Origin of the sequence: Sphingomonas sp. BK069 (assembly GCF_014193405.1) — a bacterium.
Taxonomy (GTDB): domain Bacteria; phylum Pseudomonadota; class Alphaproteobacteria; order Sphingomonadales; family Sphingomonadaceae; genus Sphingomonas.
The window spans coordinates 1-15,483 of sequence record NZ_JACHZH010000011.1; the positions used below are offsets into that span (position 1 = coordinate 1).

Genomic DNA, 15,483 nt, shown 5'->3' on the forward strand with positions numbered 1-15,483 from the left:
TGCTCTTCCGAAAACTGCTTCCGTTTCATTCCGTCCGTCCCTTCGAGGGGCCGGCCTCTAGTTCCAAGTGGATGAAGAAACGGGGGTCACGTCAGGCCTATGAGACAATGCTGTTTGCAGATCGCCATAAAGCGCGCGTAGAAGGCATCGTTTTTGTAGACCCGAGCATCCCCGGCCAAGCATCTCGGTTGAAACGCGTGGCGCCAGAAGCCTCGACGACAAACGACAGGTTCTTGGCTGCGTTTGTGGCACAACGGCGCGCCTGTGCTGATGCGCTCGAGCAACAGCCTGGTAGAGCACCAGATTGCACGCAATACGGGTCCGAAGTGCCGCCTGCAGTTTCAAGCAAGCTTGCTCGATTGGATCGTAGCGCCGCTCGCATGCGCACCACCGCCTCGCTACTCGAAAACGTCACGAGAGACACGAGGCTCGCGATCAATGCGAAGAGGGACTATGGTGCTATTCCGTTGATCGTCTTGAGCGCTAGCCGTAGCTTCGTCGCACCAGAGGGCGCGTCCGATGAAGCGCGCGCGGACATAGCTCGAGAGCAAGAGGAAGTGTCGAAGGGGCATATGGAACTCGCCGCCCTTTCGAGCTCAGGCGAGCGCCGCCAAGTTGATGACGCGGGACATTATCTCCAGTTGGAGCATCCTGACATCGTAGTTTCCGCCGTGATAGACGTCGTCACCAAAGCGCGTGCACGGCATAATCGCTGAAGCTCGGTGGGAGAGGTGCTTACGATTCGACCAGCTGACCTCACAACTCGACCGCCGCTTGAAGCGTCGGAGCGCGCTCGTGGGCGCGATTAAGCTTTTGCAGCGTTGCCCGGTGCGATCGGCAGACAAAAATAGGGGCCGGCGAGCCGACCCCTGAAAGTCTAGGAGAGGATGCCTGAAAGGCCCGAGCATGCTGCATCTGCGAAGGACCGTTCGCAAGCGCAAAACCGGAAACGCTGCGATTTAGCTAACCTTGCGCCCGGTGTCGGAGGCGATCCACGCGTCGATGTCGCGTCCAGCCTGCTCGCGCAGGTTGCGCATATCGTTGCGGGTGAGGCGGCCATCAATCCATGCTGCCTTATAGGCAGCGGCACCGTGAGGTCCTGCGCGAGCCAGCACCTGGGCGGCGCGCTCCTCGGATAACGAGACGGGTGTCACGTTGACGAAGCACAACATGGCGACAGCGACGCAAGCGCAGGCGAGGCCCGTCCCGATGCCGAAGAACGCTCTTCGCCGCATGGGTCAGCTGCTTCGCAGCACGCCGAGGCGCGCACGCAGATAGCCGAGCCCAATGACGTAGATTGGAACGAAGACAATGGCGGACGCTCCCCACACCCACGGGTCGACGTCTGCGTAGATGAGCAAGGCGACGACCGCGAACCAGTAGGCCGTGTCGACGAGGTTCATGATGGCTTTGCGGTGCTCCCGACGGGTGGTGTTGGGAGAAGCGAGACGTGCTCTGTCAGGTCCAGCCATGATCGTGCATCCCAGTGGGTTCATTCCGATCATACCTGTTACAGGATTGAAGCCAAGCCGGATCGCCTCCGATCAGACGCCGGTCTTCAACGGCTCCGGCTTCTTCCCGTCGGGAAGGGTCTGGCGCAGATGGCCGTGGACGGTCGTTGCGCTGAACGGCTTCGAGAGGAACGTCGCCTTCTCAGGCATGTCTCCGTCCTCAGGCCGAAGTCGGCCGCTGGCGATGACGATCTCGATCCAGGGATAGGTCTCGGCGACGTGACGCGCGAGCGCGAAGCCATCGGTATCACCGGGCATATCGACGTCGGAAAAAAGGAGGGTGATGGTGTGAGCGAACTTTGGGAGCATGAGGATCGCAGCGTCACCATGATCGGCTTCATGGGTGCGAAACCCGGCATCTTCGAGGATCCCACAGACATCCATGAGGATGAGAGGATCGTCATCTACGACGATCGCGTACGGGTTTGTTGAGGCTTTCATCCGTCACCAACCGCCTGAAATCACATAAGGGCCCGGCATCCCCCAAAATTGCAGCATATGGCGTTGCCTCGCCGAGAGGCCGGAACGTGCCACGTCCAGCCGTCAGGCGCGATCGTGACCGACGAACCAGGCGTAGGAGCGTCGCCGGTTGCGCACTGCCAGCAGTGCGAAAGCGGCCGACCAACCGCACAGAACCGCGAGGAGAGCATTGGTCGGCGCCTGGGCTACCAGAAGGACAATCATCGAGATGGAGGCTGCGCTTCCCAGGATGAGCAGCTGGCTGCCGTTCGCTGCCTGCGGGAGGCCCGTTCGGTCGGTGCGCCAGTCATGATGCTGCGAAGCATGCCGGAAAGTGGCGACCGCATTCCATAAACCAATCGCCAGAGCGATCAGCGTGACGCCGGTCAAGACGATTGTCATGCGTACATCCCTTGCTTTTGACGAAACATTGGTCGGATGCTTCCACGGTGGTCAAGCCGGCGCGCGCCTTAGCCGCAAAAGCATCATCGTGTGCACGGATGATAAGAAAAGGACTTGCGCACCCCGTTCACGTTATGTTCAATGCGCGCCTCAGGAGGACGGCCATGAAGTTGAAGGATGCGATGCGCGGCTACGATTACGATCTGCCGCTTAAGGACGCGCTGAACGATCGCGAGCTGTCGGTGGATCGTCGGGTCATGGCCGGCGCGACGGTCGGGATCGGCCTAGACGTGGCGTACCTATCGGTGTGCCAGCTCGAGGAGGCGTTCGCCGCGCTTGCGATGGATCTCAGCAACGGTGTCGAGCAGGGCCGCGGCTATGAGGACCTGGCCGACATCCTGAAGGACCAGAGCCCGTATCAGATGCGGATCTGGCACCTGCTGGACTCTACACCGCTCGAGCTCGCGCTCGAGGATCTCGCGTGGCTCAAGAGCCTGACATATCGCCGCGCGCGCATGGCTCGCGTCATCAGCAAAGAGAAGCTGGCGATCCGGTACGTGACCGACGAGGCGCTGTGCGAGGGCGTGACTGCAGCGCAGTTGATGACGCGGGTCTCCGCGGCCGACTGATCGCGGCTGTCAGGCGACCCGGGCGAGCATCGTCTCGGGCGCCTGCGGCCGAAGACGCGAGACGCGGAAAGGCTGGATCGGGTTGGCGGTGCGTACGACGAATTGATTGACGCCCGTGGCCTCGCGCAGCTGCACCGCAACCGCATAGGCATTGTCGAACGAGGCCAGCGTGCGCGCGGCGGGTGCGATGATGCTCATGGCGTAATCCTTGGTGGTGCAACGATGGGGCGCCGGCATGCGCTGGCGTTCATGGATTGTTGAGCCGGATCGGTATAGCAAAGCGAGCGGACCGGATTCGACGCGCCTGCGTTCTTCCAGTCCATCCGCCGTTTTCGACGGAGGATCCTTTGGATGACGGGGTCGGGGCCGCTGCTATCGGCTTCGGCCCTGTTTTCGTTTCAGCGTTTGCCGCCGAAGAGGTCGGTTCTAGGCGGAAGCTTGCGCGCCAAGGTCGCCGATACGCCCAGCAGGGCCAGCGCGATGACCTGAGCCACACCGGCCTGCATCTCATCATCGAGCAGCAGCGACGCCAGCGCAAAGGCAAACGCGCCTAGCGCGGGCACGACACCAATGACAAGGTGATGGAACGTTCGCGCGCGGATGAACGTCAGTAGGAAAGCGGCAACAAGATTGATTGATGCCACAAGCATCGTCATGCTATAGAGCGTTGTCCCGAACCTCATAAGACACGTCCTCTATTTAACATAAGGTATATTATCGATCTGGCTGCGTGTAGGCGCCATGTAGACGCAACGTACAAATGGCACACTCCCGCTATTTAGAAAAGGCACAGCCGTTCTGCAGCGGGCCTCCGGTGCCATAACCATCCTCGGACATCGAGGATGTGTGAGCGATGACGGTGCTGACGATGAGTGCTGCCGAAGTGAGCCGGTTCGATACGCTGAAGCGGCTCGACCGAGGTGAGATCCGGCCGGTCGATGCCATGGCGCTGCTGGGGCTGCAGCGCAGCCAGCTGTACCGCCTGCTCAAGCGCCTCCGACAGGAAGGTGCCGCCGGCCTCGTGTCCCGCAAGCGTGGGCGGCCGAGCAACAGGCGGTTCAGCGAGGCCTTTCGCGACCAAGTCGTTGGCATCGTGCGCGAGCGCTACGCCGACTTCGGCCCGACGCTGGCGTGCGAGTACCTCGCCGAGCAGCATGGGATCACGCTCTCGCGCGAGACGCTGCGGCAGATGCTGATGGCAGCGGGCGTGTGGAAGGCCAAGGTCGCGAAGCGAGCCCGACTACACCAGTCGCGCTACCGGCGCGAGTGTCGCGGCGAGCTGGTGCAGGTCGACGAGTCGGACCACGACTGGTTCGAGGGCCGCGGCTCGCGCTGCACGCTGCTGGTCTACATCGACGATGCCACCAGCGAGCTCATGCACCTCGAGATGGCGGAGAGCGAAAGCGCCTTCTCCTACATGCGCGCGACCCGCAGCTACCTTGAGCGCCATGGCAAGCCGGTGGCCTTCTACTCGGACAAGCACAGCGTCTTCCGGAACAACAACGCGACCGCTGACAGCGACGGTATGACGCATCTCGGCCGGGCGTTGGACAAGCTCGGGGTCGAGATCATCTGCGCCAACTCGCCGCAGGCTAAGGGGCGTGTCGAGCGCGCCAACGGCACGCTGCAGGACCGTTTGGTCAAGGCGATGCGGCTCGCCGGCATTTCGTCCATCGACGAAGCCAACGCCTTCCTCCCCTCCTATGTCGCCCGGCACAATGCGCGCTTTGCCTGTGCCCCGGCCGACTCGCGCGACGTACATCGCCCGCTTGCCGCGCACGAGAACGTCGAGGCGGAGATGGTGTGGCGTGAGGAGCGCACAGTGACCGCCTCCCTGGCGCTGCACTTTAACAAGGCGATGTTCATCCTCGAGCCGACGCCCCTCACCCGCTCGCTCGCGCGCAAGCGCGTCCATGTCTGCGAGTACCCAGACGGCCGCATTGAGATCCGCCACGGCGAGCGCGTGCTGCCCTACCGTGTGTTCGACAAGATGCGCCGGGTGAACCAGGCCGCCATTGTCGACAACAAGCACCTGGGTGCCGCCCTTGCCATGGCTCAGGCTATCCAGGCAGCGACGCCGCACCATACCAAGCGCAACAACAGCGAGCCGGCGCGCAGCTCCGGCTCCATCGGCGTCTTTGCCCGCCCCTCCCCTGCTGCCGGCAAGGTTGACCGGCGCAGGCTGGGCACGCCAAAGCTGAAGCGCGCCCCTCGCCTCTCCAACGAGGAGCTGGTGGCACGCGGCCTTGGCGAGTACGCCCGCTAGCGTTCGAAAGCGCCCAAACTCGGCCGCTCAGGCGTGCTATCGCCCTTCTCGGAAGCGGCCATCCGTTCAGCCCGACCATTCCCGTTTCCCCATCCTCAAAGGCCAGTTTCGGGAAGAAGCAAGCGGGAACAGATTTTGGGAAAGCCGATGCTCCGACCGCCTCTCGGCGCGATTAGCAGGAAAACCGTCCCGCTATGGCTTCCCAATCGAGAATGCGTCGAGCGGTCACCTCGATGCGCTTACCGATCGGTGAGCTCTCAAACATTGGTAAATCTCATAGCCGCTGCGATCGTGGCGTAATCTCGTCGGAATTAAGCACGTTCGCGAGCTGGCACCGCCGATCTGTGTTGGCGGTGGGCCGGCGGTCGCTGATGGAGCCATGATCGGCGTGCTGATGAAGACTTTTCTGGGTCTGGTTTGCCTGACGGGTGCTTCAGCGGCCATCGCGTTCTCCGCACCGGACCGAACAGGCGAGCGTGCGCGAATGATCAGCTCGATCAAGGCAGCGGTTGCTGACGTTCCGGCACTGCGAGATGATCCCTTTTTTCGAGCAGCGGTTGCAGTCGAGGCAAAGCTTCCACGCGAGGATTTCGTACCCCGCGCTGACAAGCCGCAAGCCTACATCGGGGCACCGTTGGAAATCGGGTGGCAGCAGACGATTTCCGATCCTTACGTCATGGCGATCATGACGGCCGCAGTGCAAGTGCGGCGCAAGTCTCGCGTTCTGGAGGTCGGGACTGGCTCCGGCTACCAGGCCGCGATCCTGGCCGAGCTGGGTGCAGAGGTCTCGACGATCGAAATCGTCCCGCAGCTGGCGCGCCAGGCAGCCACGGCCTTGCGCCGGCGCGGCTATCGAAATGTCCATGCCCGGGTCGGAGACGGCTTTGCGGGCTGGCCCGAACGAGCGCCCTTCGACGCGGTGATCGTTACCGCCGGTTCTGCGAGCGTTCCAGCGCCGCTACTCGAGCAATTGCGGATAGGCGGCCGTCTGGTGATGCCGATTGGCCCCTCCACGGCGACCGAGCGGCTAGAGGTCTTTACAAAGCAGGGTGACGGTAGTGTCGTCGCGTGTTCGCTGGGTTGGGCAATGTTCGTGCCCCTAACGGGACGTGGGTATGCGCCCGATCGTCCAGGTATCGGTGATCATGGTAAGTCATGGTGCTTCGGGGCATCGGTCACCTGATCTATTGCAGACGACCGATGGAAAGTGAGCCGGACGCATAGACCCATTGCACCGTCAGGGATGGTGCAGTCCGCCTGATGCAGGGCGGCAATCGCAGCCACGAGTGCCAAGCCAAGCCCCGCGCCTTCTGTGTTGCGACTGGCATCCCGCCGGTAGAAGCGTCGAAACACCTTCTCACGTTCATCGAAGGGAATGCCGGGACCGTTGTCGCATATTTCCGCCACTGCTTCGGCACCAACGATATGCAGGCGAGAGACGATATGCGTTCCGGGCGGAGTGTGGACGATCGCGTTCTCGATCAAATTGGTGAAAAGCTGCGCGAGAAGGTCGGGGTCGCCGATGACGGTGACTCCTGCGGCATGGTGAGCAATGAACGTCTGCCCGGAGTCCTCGACCACGGGCAAATAAGCCGCATGGATACGATCGAGCAGTTCGGACAGGTCGACGGGAGCGAAGCGACGTCGCCCGACACCTCCCTCGATCGACCCGATCCGCAGCAGGGCCTCGAACGTCGCGAGCAGTCCGTTGGTCTGCTCGACGGCCGCGTCGATACTGTCGGGATCGCCGGCACCTGACGCCTGCAATCGTTCGAGCCGCTGATGGAGGCGGGTAAGTGGCGTGCGCAGATCGTGCGCGATATCCGTCGACACCTGCCGCAGAGCCTCCATCGCCGCGTCCTTCCGCTCGAGCATGCGATTGAGGTTGCGGGTTAGGTCGTCGAACTCCGGACCAAACCCGATCATCGGGAGCCGTTCCGCGCTGTCCCCATCGATGATCCGGTCGATGGAGCGATTGACCGTTGCGAGCCGACGCAGGAAGACGCGCCCCACCAGATACCCGCCGATCAATGCGAAGGCAGCGATGGCGATCCCACTCCAGATCGTGAAGCGTCCAAGCCGGTGGCGTAACTGCTGAACATCGAAGCTGTCGGTGGCCACGACGAGCAGCAACCCGTCAGGCAGTTGCGTTACCCTCGTTGCGAGACGTTCGACATGTCGCGTGCCGTCGAAATCCTCGGGCACCGTAACGCTTGCCTGACCGATCCTGGCGGCTTGCAGCGGCAGGTCGCCGGATAGCCGGTGTCCCGTTTTGTCGGTCAGGAGATATCGATAGGGCGGATCCGCGTCGCTACCCCTGTGCCGGGCGATGGCATCCGTCAGTCCCGAGAGACCCAGATCGGCATATTCCGCGGCCAGAACCGACGATTCCGCCCGAAGCATCCCATCACTGGCTTCTCGGGCGTAATAACCGATCTGCCTCTCCACGGTGAGCAACAGGGCGCCTGCGCCGAGCGCCACGACGACCGCCAGCATTAAGGCGAAGCGAAAGGCCGCGCTCCCGAACGCGGCCGGGATGCGCGACCTAACCCGCATCGATCCGGTATCCAGCGCCCCGAACCGTCTGGATCAGTTCACGTCCGAAGCCGCGATCGACCTTGGCGCGCAACCGGCTCATGTGGCTCTCGATGATGTTGGTCTTGGGATCAAAGTGAAACGACCAGACATTTTCGAGGAGCATTGTGCGGGTCACCACCTCGCCTGCGTGCAGCATCAGATATTCAAGCAGTTTCAGTTCCTGCGCCTGCAAATCCACTCGCTGACCGGCGCGCGTCACGTTGCGGCGGATGCGGTCGAGAACCAGGTCGCCGACCGCAATCGTGGCGGCGACGTCCGAGATCGGGGGGCGCCGCGCAAGCGCATTGATCCGGGCGAGCAGTTCGGTCGCCGCGAACGGTTTTGCCAGGTAGTCGTCGGCGCCGGCCTCGAGCCCTTCGACCCGGTCCTCGACGCCGTTCATGGCCGTGAGGAACAGCGCAGGTGTCCGTATCCCTGCCGCCCGGATGGCCTTGAGCGCCGGCAGGCCAGCGATGCCCGGCACCATCCGGTCAAGGATCAGAACGGCGTATTCGCTGGAAGATGCCAGGAAGATCGCGTCCTGCCCGGTCGTACAGGCGTCGACGACATGGCCTGCGCTGCTCAGTACGCGCTCCAGGTCCTCACGCGTCCCGGTATCGTCTTCAAGCAACAGGAGCTTCATTAGCTGATGATCCGGTTTCGCGCCGGAGACGGCAAGTTGGGCATAATCAATCTTGTCCTCACCTGCGGCGAAGGTTGCCGCTCCTAGAAGGGCACGCTGTAATCTGCCCCAAGGAATGTGTGTCATGAAAGACGTGCGATTGATGCTGGGTCTGCTGTCCGTCGCGGCGATGAGCGGGTCAGCCGCCGCGGCACCAACGAACCTGAAGGGACACCAGTACGCCGCTCAGGCGAAGGTCTCTCTCGCCATGGCACGGCAGACCGCACTCAAGGCGCGTCCCGGCACGATCACCGATCAGGAGCTGGAACGGGAGAAGGGCGGCAGCGGCCTGCGCTATTCCTTTGATATCACCAGCCACGGCAAGCCTTACGAGGTCGGAATCGACGCGCGAAGCGGCGTGATCCTCGAGAATGTTGCCGAAGGCAAAAACCCGGACTGACCAACATCGAGATGCCGACGCATTGGCCAGCGTCACCGGCCAGGAGGCGCGACAGAAGCATGCTGATCAGGGGGGCCAGGAAGGGCGTCCAGCCCATTTTGCTCGCAGCGTTGCTGGCGGGATGCGCGCATTATACCGCGCTTCCGCTCCCGCGAGACATACCGCTCGCGCCGTCTGTCGGCGCGCGGCAGGGTGCAGCGGAAGTTCATGGAGCGTTATCAGTCAGTGACGTCGTGACGTTGGCGCTGGCAAACAACCCGGATCTTCGCGCGGCGCGCCTGAAGCGGGGCATTGCCGAGGGGCAGGCCACGCAAGCCTCGATCCTCGCCAATCCGTCCCTGTCGGGCGCTTTCCTGCCTCTGCTTTCGGGGGCAGGCACTGTCTCGGCCTGGAATTTGGGACTGGCACAGGACATCAAGAGCCTCGTCACCTATCGCGCGCGACGCCGCGCTGCCACCGCCAGCACCCGGCAGGTCGCGGCCGATCTCGTCTGGCAGGAATGGCAGGTTGCCGGACAGGCGCGCCAGCTTGCCACCGACATCATCATCGGCACGCGCAGCCGCCCGACCTATGTCGCGGCCTACGACCTCCTGTCCGATCGCAACGGCAAGCTCGAGCGCGCCCTCGCTGCCAGAACCGTGACGCTCGTCACCGTCGCCCCGGACCGTGTCGCTCTTCAGGCGGCGCGCACGTCGCTCAACACGCTCGACCAGACGTTGCTCTCGCAGCGGCACCAGCTGAACGCCCTGCTGGGCTTGACGCCCGATGCTGTCGTGCAGCTTGCGACCGCGCCCGACCTCCCGCCGTTCGACCCCGCCGCGATCCGTACAGGGCTTGCGACGCTGCCTGATCGCCGGCCCGACCTTCTCGCACTGCGCCTCGGCTATGCAGCCGCTGACGAGCAATTGCGCGTCGCGATCCTGTCGCAGTTTCCTGACCTGATTCTTGGCGGTTCCGCGTCGAGCGACAGTTCGAAGGTCATCAACGGCGGGCCGAACGTGCAGGTCGGCTTGCCCATCTTCGATCGCAACCAGGGTAATGTCGCGATCGCCCGGGCGACGCGGGCGCAGCTTCAAGCCGATTATTCTGCGCGGCTAGCGGCCGCTACCGGTACGGTCGGCGCGCTGCTGCGCGAATATAAGCAGCTCGCGGCGCAACTGGCGATCGCGCGTCGCGATCTGCCTGCCGCCCGCATTGCCGCGTCCCGGGCACAGGCGGCGTTCGGTGCCTCCAATATCGACGAGCGGGGCTATGTCGACCTCGTCTCCAACCGCTTCGCCAAGGAAGAGGAGATCATGACCCTGGAACTCGCGCTGTTCGATCGTCAGATCGCCATACAGACGCTGGTCGGCGCGGGCCTGCCAACGATCGACTTTTCCGCCGAACAAGCGGGGAGCGGTCGGTGATACCGCCTCATCCAAGAGTATCTGCTGCTCTGCTCCTGCTTTTGGTCACGGCTTGCAGCAGCGGATCCCCCGCGCCGGATGCCAGCGATACCCCGACGCCCAGCGTTCTCGTCAACACCGTCGCACCCCGCCAGGGTGCGCTACCGGCGATCGTCACGGCTTATGGCTCCGTGGCGCCTTCCGAGATCGGCACCCGGACATTCAATGAAGCGCAGCCAGGCCAGGTGACGCGACTGTTCGTCGCTCCAGGTAGCGCCGTGAAGGCCGGACAGGCTCTTGCTATGTTCGTCACGGCGCCGACTTCGCGCAGCACCTACGAACAAGCGGTGAGCGCTCTCGCCGCAGCGCAGAAGGCGCGCGCCAGCACGGCGCAGCTGCTCGCGCAGCAGCTCGCGACAACCGATCAGCTGGTGCAGGCGGACAAGGCGGTGTCCGACGCACGGACCTCGCTCGCTGCGCTGCGCGCCGAGGGAGCTGGCACCCCTGTCCATACCATCGTGGCACCGTTTGCGGGCGTCGTCACCGCCGTCGCGGTTGCCCAGGGTGATCGCACCGCAGCGGGCGCGACCATCCTGACGGTCGCGCGATCGGGCGGGATTGTCGTCACAGTCGGGATCGATCCGTCGCAGCGCGGCGCGGTCGTTGTCGGGCAAGCGGCGTCGCTGAAGCGCTTGTCGGGCGGCGGTACGATCGAGGGCCGCGTCGTGCGGGTCGACGGCGCGTTGAATGCCGTGACCAAGATGGTCGACGTCGACCTGTCCTTCCCCGCGGGCGCACTCCTCCCGGGCGAGCCGATGCAGGTCGATATCCGCACTGGCGCGGTCAACGGATGGGTCGTGCCGCACGCGGCCGTCGTGACCGCCGGTGGCCGCCCGAGGATATTTCAGGTGCAGAGCGGCAAAGCCAAGGCGGTGCCGGTCACCATCAGACTGTCGTCGGACGCGGGCGACGTCGTGGATGGCACACTGTCTCCACAATTACCGCTGATCGTCTCCGGTGCTTATCAGGTCACCGACGGCGATGCCGTCCGGAGCCGTTGATGCTAGAGCGGCTCCTGCGCACCCAGTCGCGCGCCTTCGTCCTTGTCGGCTTGGCGTTGGCGCTCGCGGGAATCGTCGCAGCGTTGTCGTTGCCGATCGGGCTCTTCCCTCAGGTGTCGTTCCCGCGGGTCGTCGTCGATCTCGATTCCGGTAGCCGCCCCGCAGATCAGACCGCGCTGACCGTCACCCGTCCAGTCGAGGAGGCGATCCGCGCCATCCCTGGCGTAAACAACGTCCGTTCCGAAACGGCGCGCGGGACGGCGCAGATTTCGATCGACTTCGGTTGGGGGCGCGACATGATCACGAGCACGCTGCTCGTCGATACCGCGGTCGGCCGGATCCTGCCGTCGCTGCCTGCCGGCACGCAGTACAATGTCCGCCGGATGGACCCGACCGTCTTTCCGATCATCTCCTACGCCTTGGTATCCGACACGGCGGATCCAGCCCAGCTCCAGGACTTCGCACGACTTAAGATTACCCCGCTGCTGTCCTCGATCACCGGCCTTGCGAAGGTCGGTGTTCAGGGTGGTGACACCGCAGAGGTCGAGGTGCTCGCGGACCCGCAACGGCTCGCAAGCTACGGCCTGGCGATGGCGGATCTTGCGACCGCCATCCGCAACGGCAACGTGTTGAGTGCGGTCGGGCAGGTCCAGGATCGTGGTCGACTCTCGCTCGTCATCGCCGATCGCAGTGTCGCCAGCCCTGCGCAGGTAGGTGACATCGTCGTCAAGGCGGCTGCGGCGGGGGTCGTTCGGGTGCGGGATGTCGCCACCGTGCAGACCGGTGCCGTGCCCGTCTGGCAACGGATCGTCGAGGACGGAAAGCCTGCGGTGCTGTTCAACATCTACGAACAGCCGGACGGCAACGCGGTTCAGATCGCAAGGCAAGTGCAGGCGAAGCTGGCGGGTGTGAGGCTGCCGGCCGGGGTAAAGCTCGTCAACTGGTACGACCAGAGCGAGCTGGTGACCCAATCGGTCGCGAGCGTTCGTGACGCGGTGCTGATCGGCCTCGTGCTCGCCGCGCTGGTGCTCCTCCTGTTTCTGCGCAGCTGGCGCGTTACGCTCGTCGCCATCATCGTCGTGCCGGCAACGCTGGCGACCACGGTGCTGGTGCTGAGCATCCTCGGCATGAGCTTCAACATCATGATCCTCGGCGGCATCGCCGCAGCGGTCGGGTTGCTGATCGACGACGTCATCGTGATGGTCGAGCATATCGCCCGCCGCGCCGGCGAGGTGAGCCCGGATGGGGATGTCGCCGGCAACGCTGCGGTCATCCCGGCCGCGCGCGAGTTTATGGCACCGCTGACCGGATCGAGCCTGGCGACGCTGATCGTGTTCGTGCCGCTGTCCTTCCTGACCGGTGTGACCGGTGCCTTCTCCAAGGCGCTGTCAGTGACGATGGCGGCCGCGCTCGCCATCTCCTGGGCGATGACTGCCTTCGTCGTGCCAGTCCTCGTGCGATGGCTGGTAGACTTTCGCACATGGAAGGATCCCGGCGTCGCCGGTGAGGGGCGGCTCGCCGTGGTTCACGACAAGGGCCTTGATCGCCTGTCAGCCCGGCCGTGGCTGCTCATCGTCATCCTCGTGCCGCTCTTGGCGGTCGGGTATATTGGCTATTCCAAGGTGCCGACAGGCTTCATGCCAAAGGTCGACGAAGGCGGCTTCGTCATGGACTATTACACCTCGCCCGGTACGTCGCTGGACGAGAGCGGGCGTCAGGTCGGCCAGATCGACCGTCTGCTTGCCGCCAATCCGGAGGTCCTGACCTTCTCGCGGCGGCTGGGCACCGGTCTCGGCGGTGATCTCGGCCAGAGCTATCACGGCGACTATTTCGTCCGGCTTAAGCCGAACCACAGCCGCCCGACCGAAGAAGTGGCAGCCGATGTCGCCGACGAGATCGGGGTCAAGGTGCCAGGCGTTCAGGTCGAGGTCGCGCAACTCATCGAGGATCTGATCGGCGATCTCACCGCCGTCCCGCAGCCGATCGAGGTCAAGCTCTACTCGTCCGACCCAACCGTGCTCGACCCCCAGGCGAAGAAGGTCGCTGCCCTGATCGAAAAGATCGACGGCGTCGTCGAGGTGAAGGACGGCGTTCAACTGGCAGGCGATGCGCTCGATGTTCGGGTCGACCCGGTTCGCGCCGGCGTGGAAGGGGTCGTACCCGCAGACGTCGAGACACAGCTGTCGACTGCCCTGAGCGGCACTGTCGCCACATCCCTTGCCCGACCCGACAAGGCCATCGACGTGCGCGTCCGGCTTCCGCAGGCGATGACGATCAGCCAGGCCGGGCTTGCGCAACTACCCATCCGTGCCACTGATGGCCATGTATTCCCGCTGTCGCGCGTCGCGTCCATCGAGGCGGTCGTCGGACAACCGCAGATCGCCCGCGAGAACCTGGAACCGATGGTGGCCGTGACCGGTCGTATCCAGGGACGCGGGATCGGTGCGGCCGTCGCCGACGTGACCAAGGCCCTCGACCAGCCAGGCGTACTGGCACCCGGCATCCGCTACGAGCTGGGTGGTCTCTATCAGCAGCAACAGATCGCCTTCGCTGGACTCATCAAGGTGTTCGGCGCAGCGCTCGTCGCCGAGCTGGTGTTGCTCCTTGTGCTTTACCGGCGGTTCTGGCTGCCCGTCATCATCATCGGCTGCTCGCTCCTGTCGACCACGGCCGTGTTCACCGCTCTGTGGCTCGCCGGCGTCGACCTCAACATCACCGCGCTGATGGGCATGACGATGATCATCGGCATCGGCACCGAGATGGCGATCTTCTACGTCTCCGAGTTTGAGGAACTCTGCCGCACCATGCCGCCCGTCGTCGCGACGCGCGAGGCAAGCCGCAACCGCCTGCGTCCGATCACGATGACGACGCTGGCGGCGATCCTGACGCTCCTGCCGCTCGCCCTCGCGATCGGCCAAGGCTCAGGCATCCAGCAGCCGCTCGCGATAGCGATCATCGCCGGCCTGTTGCTGCAATATCCGCTCGTCCTCCTGGCAATGCCGATCCTCGTTCGGCTGACCCTACCGCATTCCGACCATGATCCTGCCATTTCAGCACAGGGAACTGCACAATGAAGAGGGTACTGACAACTGCGACCTTGGCGCTGACCTCCTTCGCTGCGGCGGGGGCTGCCCCGCCGGTGCCGGCGTATCGCGTCGCGGCTACCATTTCGGGTCCGGACGGCGGGGGATGGGACTATGCCCGCGTCGATCCAGTCGATCACCGCCTCTACATCGCCCGGTCGACGTCGGTCACCGTCATCGATACCAGACGTGAGCGGGCAGTCGGATCGATCGGCACGATCGCGCACGGTCATGCGGTCGTACCGCTTCCCGGCGGGCGCCTCATGGCAACGAGCGGGGACGATGCCTCGGTCCGCTTTCTTTCAACCTCCGATGGTCGCGAACTCGGTCGTGTAGCGGTCGGCGATAAACCCGATGCTGCGATCGTCTCGGCTGACGGCAAGACTGGCTTCGTGATGAATGCCAAGGCCGGCTCGGTATCGATCATCGACACGGCAGCGATGCGGACGTTGCGCACTGTGCAGCTCAAGCCGGGCCTTGAATATGCCGCGTTGACGCCGGACGGTATGCTGTTCGTCAATGACGAAGACGCAAACGAGATCGAGGTTGTAGACATCCGGCGTGGCACGGCCGCCGCGCCGATCGCCCTGCCAGGATGCGCCGAGCCGTCTGGCCTCGCCTATGACGCGAAGACGGATCGCCTCATTGCTGCGTGTGCCAACGGCAAGGCGGCCATCGTCACTGGCTCGAGCCGCAAACTTTCGCAGCTAGTCGACATCGGCGGAGGCCCAGATGCCGTTATTCTGGATTCACAGCGTCGCTTGGCGTTCATTCCCTGCGGCAAGGACGGAGTGCTGGACGTTCTTTCACTCGAAGGCACCGTCGTGAAGCGCGTGGGCCGTATCAAGACTGCGGTGGGTGCGCGGACGGGGGCGCTCGATGCAGACGGCGGTGCCATCTACTTGCCGACAGCATCGTTTGGCCTGCCGGCCAAACCTGGCGCCCGCCCGGTCGCAACGCCTGGCACGTTCAAGGTCTTGGTCGTGAAGCCGGCGTGACGGGACCACATGGAATAAGTCGAGCAACTG

Annotated in this window: 16 protein-coding genes and 1 pseudogene; 9 read left to right on the top strand and 8 right to left on the bottom strand. The window is 64.1% G+C overall.

Annotation, left to right across the window (positions count from 1 at the left end):
• Positions 1 to 716, top strand: a pseudogene (locus FHY02_RS22750) (alpha/beta hydrolase); the annotation flags it as partial.
• Positions 717 to 959: 243 nt separating this feature from the next.
• Here FHY02_RS22750 and FHY02_RS20445 read toward each other — a convergent pair.
• From FHY02_RS20445 to FHY02_RS20460, 4 genes are all read right to left on the bottom strand, one after another.
• Positions 960 to 1,235, bottom strand: a complete 276-nt coding sequence (locus FHY02_RS20445; RefSeq protein ID WP_183925764.1) for a hypothetical protein — start codon at positions 1,233 to 1,235, stop codon at positions 960 to 962.
• A gap of 3 nt (positions 1,236 to 1,238) precedes the next feature.
• Positions 1,239 to 1,403 carry a hypothetical protein gene (locus FHY02_RS20450; protein WP_183925766.1) on the bottom strand — a complete coding sequence of 55 codons (165 nt, stop codon included), beginning with the start codon at positions 1,401 to 1,403 and terminating at the stop codon, positions 1,239 to 1,241.
• Between the two features lie 141 nt (positions 1,404 to 1,544).
• Positions 1,545 to 1,952 carry a response regulator gene (locus tag FHY02_RS20455; RefSeq protein WP_183925768.1) on the bottom strand — a complete coding sequence of 136 codons (408 nt, stop codon included), beginning with the start codon at positions 1,950 to 1,952 and terminating at the stop codon, positions 1,545 to 1,547.
• Positions 1,953 to 2,054: 102 nt separating this feature from the next.
• On the bottom strand, positions 2,055 to 2,372 hold the full coding sequence (locus FHY02_RS20460) for a hypothetical protein (RefSeq protein ID WP_183925770.1): 318 nt from the start codon (positions 2,370 to 2,372) through the stop codon (positions 2,055 to 2,057).
• 134 nt (positions 2,373 to 2,506) lie between these two features.
• On the opposite strand from FHY02_RS20460, the gene FHY02_RS20465 reads away from it, so the two are divergent.
• A complete protein-coding gene (locus FHY02_RS20465; RefSeq protein ID WP_183925772.1) occupies positions 2,507 to 3,001 on the top strand; it encodes a hypothetical protein in 495 nt (164 codons plus the stop codon).
• A 9-nt stretch (positions 3,002 to 3,010) separates the two neighbouring features.
• Here the strand turns inward: FHY02_RS20465 and FHY02_RS20470 are convergent, their stop codons facing one another.
• Together FHY02_RS20470 and FHY02_RS20475 are read right to left on the bottom strand one after the other, a co-directional pair.
• On the bottom strand, positions 3,011 to 3,199 hold the full coding sequence (locus FHY02_RS20470) for a hypothetical protein (protein ID WP_183925774.1): 189 nt from the start codon (positions 3,197 to 3,199) through the stop codon (positions 3,011 to 3,013).
• A 200-nt stretch (positions 3,200 to 3,399) separates the two neighbouring features.
• The gene (locus FHY02_RS20475) at positions 3,400 to 3,657 is read right to left on the bottom strand and encodes a hypothetical protein (RefSeq protein WP_183925775.1); all 258 of its coding nucleotides are present in this window, start codon (positions 3,655 to 3,657) and stop codon (positions 3,400 to 3,402) included.
• Positions 3,658 to 3,854: 197 nt separating this feature from the next.
• Here FHY02_RS20475 and FHY02_RS20480 point away from each other — a divergent pair, with 197 nt between their 5' ends.
• Both FHY02_RS20480 and FHY02_RS20485 read left to right on the top strand, forming a co-directional pair.
• On the top strand, positions 3,855 to 5,267 hold the full coding sequence (locus FHY02_RS20480; RefSeq protein ID WP_183925778.1) for an ISNCY family transposase: 1,413 nt from the start codon (positions 3,855 to 3,857) through the stop codon (positions 5,265 to 5,267).
• Positions 5,268 to 5,646: 379 nt separating this feature from the next.
• The gene (locus tag FHY02_RS20485; protein WP_221191017.1) at positions 5,647 to 6,450 is read left to right on the top strand and encodes a protein-L-isoaspartate(D-aspartate) O-methyltransferase; all 804 of its coding nucleotides are present in this window, start codon (positions 5,647 to 5,649) and stop codon (positions 6,448 to 6,450) included.
• Here FHY02_RS20485 and FHY02_RS20490 read toward each other — a convergent pair.
• Positions 6,411 to 7,763, bottom strand: a complete 1,353-nt coding sequence (locus FHY02_RS20490) for a HAMP domain-containing sensor histidine kinase (protein ID WP_260173036.1) — start codon at positions 7,761 to 7,763, stop codon at positions 6,411 to 6,413. The two genes, FHY02_RS20485 and FHY02_RS20490, sit on opposite strands and share 40 nt — an antisense overlap.
• A 49-nt stretch (positions 7,764 to 7,812) precedes the next feature.
• Entirely contained in the window at positions 7,813 to 8,487 is a 675-nt protein-coding gene (locus tag FHY02_RS20495; protein WP_183925921.1) for a response regulator transcription factor, read from the bottom strand.
• Positions 8,488 to 8,611: 124 nt separating this feature from the next.
• Between FHY02_RS20495 and FHY02_RS20500 the strand changes: the two genes are divergently transcribed.
• From FHY02_RS20500 to FHY02_RS20520, 5 genes are read left to right on the top strand one after another with little or no spacing between them, the layout of a single operon-like run.
• Complete coding sequence (locus FHY02_RS20500) at positions 8,612 to 8,926, top strand: PepSY domain-containing protein (RefSeq protein ID WP_183925782.1); 315 nt, start codon at positions 8,612 to 8,614, stop codon at positions 8,924 to 8,926.
• Positions 8,927 to 8,985: 59 nt separating this feature from the next.
• Positions 8,986 to 10,332: a TolC family protein gene (locus tag FHY02_RS20505; RefSeq protein ID WP_183925784.1), complete on the top strand. Its 1,347-nt coding sequence runs from the start codon at positions 8,986 to 8,988 to the stop codon at positions 10,330 to 10,332.
• Positions 10,329 to 11,372 (top strand): efflux RND transporter periplasmic adaptor subunit, encoded by a 1,044-nt coding sequence (locus FHY02_RS20510; protein ID WP_311731897.1) that lies wholly within the window; start codon positions 10,329 to 10,331, stop codon positions 11,370 to 11,372. Before FHY02_RS20505 ends, FHY02_RS20510 begins: the two co-directional genes overlap by 4 nt.
• The gene (locus FHY02_RS20515) at positions 11,372 to 14,446 is read left to right on the top strand and encodes an efflux RND transporter permease subunit (protein WP_183925786.1); all 3,075 of its coding nucleotides are present in this window, start codon (positions 11,372 to 11,374) and stop codon (positions 14,444 to 14,446) included. Before FHY02_RS20510 ends, FHY02_RS20515 begins: the two co-directional genes overlap by 1 nt.
• On the top strand, positions 14,443 to 15,453 hold the full coding sequence (locus tag FHY02_RS20520) for a YncE family protein (protein WP_183925788.1): 1,011 nt from the start codon (positions 14,443 to 14,445) through the stop codon (positions 15,451 to 15,453). Before FHY02_RS20515 ends, FHY02_RS20520 begins: the two co-directional genes overlap by 4 nt.
• Positions 15,454 to 15,483 lie beyond the last annotated feature (30 nt).

Excerpts from the sequence above, each read along its gene's own strand:
- FHY02_RS20480 (WP_183925778.1), top strand. The coding sequence starts at position 3,855 with ATGACGGTGCTGACGATGAGTGCTGCCGAAGTGAGCCGGTTCGATACG.
- FHY02_RS20465 (WP_183925772.1), top strand. The coding sequence starts at position 2,507 with ATGTTCAATGCGCGCCTCAGGAGGACGGCCATGAAGTTGAAGGATGCG.
- FHY02_RS20450 (WP_183925766.1), bottom strand. The coding sequence starts at position 1,403 with ATGAACCTCGTCGACACGGCCTACTGGTTCGCGGTCGTCGCCTTGCTC.
- FHY02_RS20505 (WP_183925784.1), top strand. The coding sequence starts at position 8,986 with ATGCTGATCAGGGGGGCCAGGAAGGGCGTCCAGCCCATTTTGCTCGCA.
- FHY02_RS20475 (WP_183925775.1), bottom strand. The coding sequence starts at position 3,657 with ATGACGATGCTTGTGGCATCAATCAATCTTGTTGCCGCTTTCCTACTG.
- FHY02_RS20470 (WP_183925774.1), bottom strand. The coding sequence starts at position 3,199 with ATGAGCATCATCGCACCCGCCGCGCGCACGCTGGCCTCGTTCGACAAT.
- FHY02_RS20495 (WP_183925921.1), bottom strand. The coding sequence starts at position 8,487 with ATGAAGCTCCTGTTGCTTGAAGACGATACCGGGACGCGTGAGGACCTG.
- FHY02_RS20485 (WP_221191017.1), top strand. The coding sequence starts at position 5,647 with ATGATCGGCGTGCTGATGAAGACTTTTCTGGGTCTGGTTTGCCTGACG.
- FHY02_RS20515 (WP_183925786.1), top strand. The coding sequence starts at position 11,372 with ATGCTAGAGCGGCTCCTGCGCACCCAGTCGCGCGCCTTCGTCCTTGTC.
- FHY02_RS20490 (WP_260173036.1), bottom strand. The coding sequence starts at position 7,763 with ATGCTGGCGGTCGTCGTGGCGCTCGGCGCAGGCGCCCTGTTGCTCACC.
- FHY02_RS20455 (WP_183925768.1), bottom strand. The coding sequence starts at position 1,952 with ATGAAAGCCTCAACAAACCCGTACGCGATCGTCGTAGATGACGATCCT.
- FHY02_RS20500 (WP_183925782.1), top strand. The coding sequence starts at position 8,612 with ATGAAAGACGTGCGATTGATGCTGGGTCTGCTGTCCGTCGCGGCGATG.
- FHY02_RS20520 (WP_183925788.1), top strand. The coding sequence starts at position 14,443 with ATGAAGAGGGTACTGACAACTGCGACCTTGGCGCTGACCTCCTTCGCT.
- FHY02_RS20460 (WP_183925770.1), bottom strand. The coding sequence starts at position 2,372 with ATGACAATCGTCTTGACCGGCGTCACGCTGATCGCTCTGGCGATTGGT.
- FHY02_RS20445 (WP_183925764.1), bottom strand. The coding sequence starts at position 1,235 with ATGCGGCGAAGAGCGTTCTTCGGCATCGGGACGGGCCTCGCCTGCGCT.